Source organism: Kocuria sp. NPDC057446 (genome assembly GCF_042802875.1).
Classification (GTDB): domain Bacteria; phylum Actinomycetota; class Actinomycetes; order Actinomycetales; family Micrococcaceae; genus Kocuria.
This window is the reverse complement of record NZ_JBHVDI010000035.1, coordinates 20,875-27,519: the sequence shown is the minus strand read 5'-3', so window position 1 is coordinate 27,519 and position 6,645 is coordinate 20,875. Positions and strand designations below refer to the sequence as shown.

At 73.8% G+C, this 6,645-nt stretch carries 7 protein-coding genes; 6 read left to right on the top strand and 1 reads right to left on the bottom strand.

The annotated features are described in order from the left end of the window. Window positions 1-116: 116 nt before the first annotated feature. The 6 genes from ACFU0Y_RS06640 to dapF all read left to right on the top strand — a co-directional run bounded on the left by ACFU0Y_RS06640 (window position 117) and on the right by dapF (window position 5,846). The gene (locus ACFU0Y_RS06640; protein ID WP_380213665.1) at window positions 117-338 is read left to right on the top strand and encodes a DUF3046 domain-containing protein; all 222 of its coding nucleotides are present in this window, start codon (window positions 117-119) and stop codon (window positions 336-338) included. A 232-nt stretch (window positions 339-570) separates the two neighbouring features. Continuing rightward, window positions 571-1,683 (top strand): recombinase RecA, encoded by a 1,113-nt coding sequence (gene recA, locus ACFU0Y_RS06635; RefSeq protein WP_380213664.1) that lies wholly within the window; start codon window positions 571-573, stop codon window positions 1,681-1,683. Between the two features lie 8 nt (window positions 1,684-1,691). Beyond that, window positions 1,692-2,324, top strand: a complete 633-nt coding sequence (locus tag ACFU0Y_RS06630) for a regulatory protein RecX (RefSeq protein WP_380213663.1) — start codon at window positions 1,692-1,694, stop codon at window positions 2,322-2,324. A gap of 41 nt (window positions 2,325-2,365) precedes the next feature. Next, window positions 2,366-3,889, top strand: a complete 1,524-nt coding sequence (gene miaB, locus ACFU0Y_RS06625) for a tRNA (N6-isopentenyl adenosine(37)-C2)-methylthiotransferase MiaB (protein ID WP_380213668.1) — start codon at window positions 2,366-2,368, stop codon at window positions 3,887-3,889. Continuing rightward, window positions 3,886-4,806, top strand: a complete 921-nt coding sequence (miaA, locus tag ACFU0Y_RS06620; RefSeq protein WP_380213661.1) for a tRNA (adenosine(37)-N6)-dimethylallyltransferase MiaA — start codon at window positions 3,886-3,888, stop codon at window positions 4,804-4,806. The genes miaB and miaA overlap by 4 nt, the downstream gene beginning before the upstream one ends. 113 nt (window positions 4,807-4,919) lie before the next feature. Further along, window positions 4,920-5,846 (top strand): diaminopimelate epimerase, encoded by a 927-nt coding sequence (gene dapF, locus ACFU0Y_RS06615; protein ID WP_380213667.1) that lies wholly within the window; start codon window positions 4,920-4,922, stop codon window positions 5,844-5,846. Window positions 5,847-5,934: 88 nt separating this feature from the next. On the opposite strand, the gene ACFU0Y_RS06610 is transcribed toward dapF, so the two are convergent. Then, window positions 5,935-6,597, bottom strand: a complete 663-nt coding sequence (locus tag ACFU0Y_RS06610) for a class I SAM-dependent methyltransferase (RefSeq protein ID WP_380213660.1) — start codon at window positions 6,595-6,597, stop codon at window positions 5,935-5,937. Between the last annotated feature and the right edge of the window lie 48 nt (window positions 6,598-6,645).

Here is a 6,645-nt window from a genome sequence, read left to right as displayed (position 1 = left end):
GTCTCCGGACCGGCGGGCCCTCCGGCCTGTGCGCACCCGGACGCGCGGATGGCAGGATGGACGGGCACCGTCCCCGGCACGACCGCCGGGCGGCGGGACGACGAAGGAGGACCCGGATGAGGCTGAGCAGCTTCTGGCAGCTCATGGCCGACGAGTTCGGCGCGGGCTACAGCACGGTCCTGGCCCGCGACCTGGTGCTCGGCGAGCTCGGCCACCGCACGGCCGCCGAGGCCCTCGAGGCGGGCGTCGACCCGCGGACCGTGTGGTTCGCCCTCTGCCGGGCCCAGGACGTCCCCGAGTCCCGCTGGTGGGGCGCGGACCGCCCGCCCCGCGGCTGACGTTCACCCGTCTGCCGGCGTGCCCGTGGACCCGGGCCCGCTTCGAAGGTATATTCGAAGCGCGGGGCGGACTGCACAGCCCGGCCCGCCCTGGGGTCGCGGTTCCCGCCCCTCCCCAGACCCCGCGCGAAGCCTTACGGTGTCCGACCCCGGCGATACCGTGGAACACGAAAAGACCAGCAGCAACGGTTTCCGGCCGCACCGGCGGAACCCCCCGAACACGAGGTGGACCATGGCAGCCAAGGGCAGCAACAAACAGAGCGCCGACCAGCAGTTCGGCAGCGACCGCGAGAAGGCCCTCGAGACCGTCCTCGCGCAGATCGACAAGAACTACGGCAAGGGATCGGTCATGCGCCTGGGCGACCGCCCGGCGACCAAGATCGAGACCATCCCCACCGGATCCATCGCGATGGACGTCGCACTGGGCATCGGCGGGTTCCCGCGCGGGCGCGTCGTGGAGATCTACGGCCCGGAGTCCTCCGGCAAGACGACCGTGGCCCTGCACGCGGTGGCCAACGTGCAGAAGGCCGGCGGGATCGCCGCCTTCATCGACGCCGAGCACGCCCTCGACCCGTCCTACGCCGAGAAGCTCGGCGTGGACACGGACAGCCTGCTGGTCTCGCAGCCGGACACCGGCGAGCAGGCCCTGGAGATCATGGACATGCTGGTGGGCTCCGGGTCCATCGACATCATCGTCATCGACTCGGTGGCGGCCCTGGTGCCCAAGGCCGAGATCGAGGGCGAGATGGGCGACAGCCACGTGGGTCTGCAGGCGCGCCTCATGAGCCAGGCGCTGCGCAAGATCACCGGCCGGCTCTCGCACTCGAACACCACCGCGATCTTCATCAACCAGCTGCGCGAGAAGATCGGCGTGTTCTTCGGCAGCCCCGAGACCACCACGGGCGGCAAGGCGCTGAAGTTCTACGCCTCGGTCCGCGTGGACGTGCGCCGCATCGAGACCCTCAAGGACGGGGCCAACCCGGTGGGCAACCGCACCCGCGCCAAGATCGTCAAGAACAAGATGGCCCCGCCCTTCAAGCAGGCCGAGTTCGACATCCTCTACGGGGAGGGCATCTCCACCGAGGGCGGGCTCATCGACATGGGCGTGGAGCACGGCATCGTGAAGAAGTCCGGGGCATGGTTCACCTACGAGGGCGACCAGCTCGGTCAGGGCAAGGAGAACTCGCGCCGGTTCCTCAAGGACAACCCGGAACTGGCCGAGGAGATCGAGCGCCGGATCCTCGTGAAGCTCGGGGTCGTCGAGGAGCCGGAGGCAGCCGAGGAGACCGCGGAGGAGCAGCCCGTGGCCGGGCTGCCCACCGAGGTCGCCGGCCCGGCCTTCTGAGCGGGTCCGTGACCGAGAGCCCGTACGACCGACGGCGCCGCCGGTCCTCCGCCCGCCACCGCGGGCCGGAGGGCCCGGCGGCGGCGTCGTCCCCGGCGCAGGACCCCGAGCCGGACGCCCGGGAGGTGGCCCGGGCGATCGTCCTGCGCCAGCTCACCGCGTCGGCGAAGAGCCGCAAGCAGCTCGAGGACAAGCTCGCCGACCGCAACGTCCCCGAGGACGTCACCCGGGAGGTGCTGGACCGGTTCGAGGAGGTCGACCTCGTCGACGACGCCCAGTTCGCGGAGCTCTACGTCCGTTCCCGGGCGAGCTCCCGCAAGCTCTCCCGTACCGCGATCCGGCGGGAGCTGGCCACCCGCGGCGTCACCGGGGAGATCGCCGAGTCGGCCCTCGAGCAGCGCACCGACGAGGACGAGCGGGCGGACGCCGCCGAGCTGGTGCGCCGCAAGCTCCCGGCCGGGGCGGAGCTCACCGACCGCGCCGCGCGGGACAAGGCCGTGCGGCGGCTGGTCGGAATGCTCGGGCGCAAGGGCTATCCGCCCGGGCTGGCCTTCGCCGTGGTGAAGGAGGAGCTCGAGGCGCGGGCCGGGACCGCGGTGCCGGACGACGAGTTCGGCGAGGAGCACCCGGAGAGCCCGTGAGCGGGACGGGTGCCGCCGCCGCACCGTACAATTGACCGGTGATGTCGACCCCCGCAGCCCTCTCCCCGGACCCGACCGCGTCCGCCGCCGACCCACGCTCCTACGAGGTGCGCACGTTCGGGTGCCAGATGAACGTCCACGACTCCGAGCGGATCACGGGTCTGCTCGAGTCCGCCGGCTACGTCCCCGCCGACGGCGGCGAGCCGGACCTCGTGGTCTTCAACACGTGCGCCGTGCGCGAGAACGCCGACAACAAGCTCTACGGCAACCTCGGCCAGCTCGTGCCCGCCAAGAAGCGCAACAAGGACCTGCAGATCGCCGTCGGCGGCTGCCTCGCGCAGAAGGACCAGGACACGATCCTCGAGAAGGCGCCGTGGGTGGACGTCGTCTTCGGCACGCACAACATCGGCTCCCTGCCCGCCCTGCTCGAGCGCTCGCGGCACAACGCCGAGGCGCAGCTGGAGATCCTCGACGCGCTCGAGGTCTTTCCCTCGACGCTGCCCACCAAGCGGGACAGCGCTTACTCCGGGTGGGTGTCGATCTCCGTGGGCTGCAACAACACCTGCACCTTTTGCATCGTCCCGTCCCTGCGCGGGAAGGAGAAGGACCGCCGGCCCGGAGAGGTGCTGGCCGAGGTGCAGGCGCTCGTCGACGACGGCGCCGTCGAGGTGACGCTGCTGGGCCAGAACGTGAACTCCTACGGCGTGGAGTTCGGGGACCGGGGCGCGTTCGCGAAGCTGCTGCGGGCCTGCGGGCAGATCGAGGGCCTGGAGCGCGTGCGCTTCACGAGCCCGCACCCCGCCGCGTTCACCGACGACGTCATCGACGCCATGGCGGAGACGCCGAACGTCATGCCGCAGCTGCACATGCCCCTGCAGTCCGGCTCCGACCGGATCCTGAAGCTCATGCGGCGCTCCTACCGCTCCCAGCGCTTCCTCGGTATCCTCGACACCGTGCGCGAGCGGATCCCGGAGGCCGCGATCACCACGGACATCATCGTCGGCTTCCCCGGGGAGACCGAGGAGGACTTCCAGGCGACCCTCGACGTCGTGGCCGCCTCCCGCTTCTCCTCGGCATACACGTTCCAGTACTCCGTCCGGCCCGGCACCCCCGCGGGGGAGATGGCGGACCAGGTGCCGAAGGCCGTGGTGCAGGAGCGCTTCGAGCGCCTCGTGGCCCTGCAGGACCGGATCGCGGCGGAGGAGAACCGGGCGGTCGTCGGCCGGCAGGTCGAGCTGCTCGTCACCGCGGAGGCCGGCAAGAAGTCCGAGCAGACGCACCGGCTCTCGGGCCGGGCGCGGGACCAGCGGCTCGTGCACTTCTCCGTCCCCGAGGGCGCCGAGGTCCCGCGGCCCGGCGACCTCGTGACGGTCGTCGTGACCGGCGCCGCCGCCTACCACCTGGTCGCCGACCCCCGCTCCCCGCAGGACTACGCGCTGCGGCGCTCGCGGGCCGGCGACGCCTGGGACCGCCGCCAGGCCGCGTCCTGCGGCGTCCCCGCCGGTCCGGGAGCCGCCGGCCCCGGGCCCGTGAGCCTGGGCATGCCGGGTCTGCCCGTCCGGTGACCGGCCGGGACCTGCCGGTCGTCGCGGTCGTCGGGCCGACGGGCACCGGCAAGACCGCGCTGGGCGTGGAGCTCGCCCTGCGGCTGGGCGGGGAGGTGGTCAACGCCGACTCCATGCAGTTCTACCGCGGGATGGACATCGGCACCGCCAAGGCGACCGCGGAGGAGCGGCGCGGGGTGCCCCACCACCTCCTGGACGTCCTCGACGTCACCGAGGAGGCCTCGGTCGCGGACTTCCAGCGCGCGGCGCGGGCGTGCTTCGCGCAGATCCGCTCCCGCGGCCGGGTCCCCGTGCTGGTGGGCGGCTCGGGGCTCTACGTGCGCGCCGCCCTGGACGTGCTCGAGCTGCCCGGCACCGACCCCGCGGTGCGGGCCCGGATCGAGGGCGAGCTCGCTCAGCGGGGCCCCGGTGCGCTGCGGGAGCGGCTGCGGCAGGTCGACCCCGAGTCCGCCTCCCGGCTCCAGGACGAGCGCCGGCTCGTGCGCGCCCTGGAGGTGTGGGAGCTCACCGGCCGCCCGTTCACCTCGTTCATGCCCCGCCGCGAGCACGTGGAGCCCACCGTGCAGATCGGTCTCGACGTCGAGCGCCCCGTGCTGCACGACCGGCTCGCCCGCCGGGTCGGGGCCATGGTCGAGGCCGGCCTGGAGGCCGAGGTGCGTCATCTGGCCGCCCGCGGGCTGCGCGAGGGGCGCACGGCCTCCCGGGCCCTGGGCTACGGGCAGTTCCTGGACGTGGTGGACGGCCGCGCCACCGTGGCGGAGGCGGGCGAGGCCACCGTGGCGGCCACCCGCCGCTTCGCGCGCCGCCAGCGGACCTGGTTCCGCGCCGACCCCCGTGTGCACTGGCTGGACCCGTCCGCGCCCGGGCTCGTGCAGCGCGCGGCGGACGTCGTCGACCGGGTCGCGGCCGAGGACTGATCCGCGCACCGGGCCGCGGGTCCGCGTCCGGGGCCGCGTATCATGGTCGGGTGACTTCCGCCCAGACCCGCCCCCACCCGTCCCCGGACACCCGTCCCGCCGCCGGCACGGCGCTGGGCACCGATGCCGGCCCCTGGGGGGAACTCCGGGGCCACGCCTTCACCAAGGGCCACGGCACGGGCAACGACTTCGTGCTGCTGACCGACCCGCACGCGGAGCTCGCGCTGGACGCGGAGCTGGTCACCCTGGTGTGCGACCGCCACCGCGGCATCGGGGGCGACGGGCTGATCCGCGCCGTGCGCTCCGAGGCGATCCCGGAGGGGCGGGCCGTCCTGGCGGCCGCCCCGGACGCCGAGTGGTTCATGGACTACCGCAACAACGACGGCTCCGTCGCCGAGATGTGCGGCAACGGGGTCCGGGTCTTCGTGCACTACCTGCTCCGGCGGGGCCTCGCCGAGGTCCCCGAGGGGGAGGTGCTGCGCATCGGCACCCGTGCCGGGGTGAAGACCGTGGCCCGCACCGACTCCGGCTACGCCGTGGACATGGGCCCGTGGACCTTCCTCGACGGGGACGCGGCGCGGTCCCGCGGCTCGGACGCCGTCGTGACGGCCGAGGGGCTCACGGTGACCCGCCCGGCGCTGTCCATCGGCATGGGCAATCCGCACACCGTGGTGGCGCTCGCGGAGGGGGAGAAGCTCGACCAGCTCGGCCTGCACACCGCTCCCGTCGTGCGCCCGGAGCCCGCGGACGGGACCAACGTCGAGTTCGTGGTCCCCGCCGACGGCGACGACGACGGCGTGGGCCGCGTGCGGATGCGCGTGCACGAGCGCGGCGTCGGCGAGACGCAGTCCTGCGGGACCGGAGCGTGCGCCGCCGCGGCCGCGACCCGCTTCTGGGGCGGTGCCGCGGCCCCCGACCAGTGGCTCGTGCAGGTGCCCGGTGGGACCGTCTCGGTGACGTTCGTCCCCGCGCCCGACGGCGCGGAGCACGTGGTGCTGGCCGGGCCCGCCGAACTGGTGGCCGAGGGCACCTTCCTCTAGGTCCGCGGCGCGGCCGTCCGGTCCCGGCGGCTCGACCCCGGTCGATCGGCCTCGGTCGATCAGCCCCGGTCGCTCGGCCCCGCGGCGCTCAGCTCCGGCGCTCGACGAGCAGGACGCGGAAGCCCTTGTCGGTGGCGTGCCGGGAGACCCCGAAGCCGTCGCCCAGCGCGGTGCCCAACCACTTCTGCAGCGAGTCCGCACCGAGGTTCTTCTGCACCACCAGCCACGCCGTGCCGCCGTCGGCCAGCCGCGGCAGCCACTGCAGGAGCAGCTCGTGCAGCTGCTGCTTGCCGATCCGGATGGGCGGGTTCGACCAGATGGTGTCGAACCGCCGCTCGGCGGGCACCTGCTCGGGGAGCATCGCCTCCACCGTGGTCAGGCCCAGGGCGGCGGCGTTGTCCCGGGTGAGCCCCAGCGAGCGCTCGTTCACGTCCACCGCGGTGACCCGGGCCTGCGGGGCGGCGGCGGCCAGGCTCAGGGCGATCGGACCCCAGCCGCAGCCGATGTCCAGGAGCTCCGTGCCGGCGGGGTCGGGAACATTTCCCAGCAGCACGGACGTTCCCCTGTCGAGGCCCCGCGGGCTGAACACCCCGTTGGCGGTCTGCAGCGCGACCTCCCGCCCCCGGAGGGCCACCACCACGGACCGCCGCACCTCGGGGACCGAGGGGTCCTCGGAGAAGTAGTGCTCGGTGCCCGGGTTCGGGGTCGCCGGGCCGGCCACGGGATCGGGGGAGTCGGGACGCGGTGCCATAGCGCCCCATGCTACCGACCCCGCCCGGCCGCGGGAGGACCCGCCCCG

Coding starts and splice junctions, on each gene's coding strand:
- ACFU0Y_RS06640 (WP_380213665.1), top strand. CDS start 117: ATGAGGCTGAGCAGCTTCTGGCAGCTCATGGCCGACGAGTTCGGCGCG.
- recA (WP_380213664.1), top strand. CDS start 571: ATGGCAGCCAAGGGCAGCAACAAACAGAGCGCCGACCAGCAGTTCGGC.
- miaB (WP_380213668.1), top strand. CDS start 2,366: ATGTCGACCCCCGCAGCCCTCTCCCCGGACCCGACCGCGTCCGCCGCC.
- ACFU0Y_RS06610 (WP_380213660.1), bottom strand. CDS start 6,597: ATGGCACCGCGTCCCGACTCCCCCGATCCCGTGGCCGGCCCGGCGACC.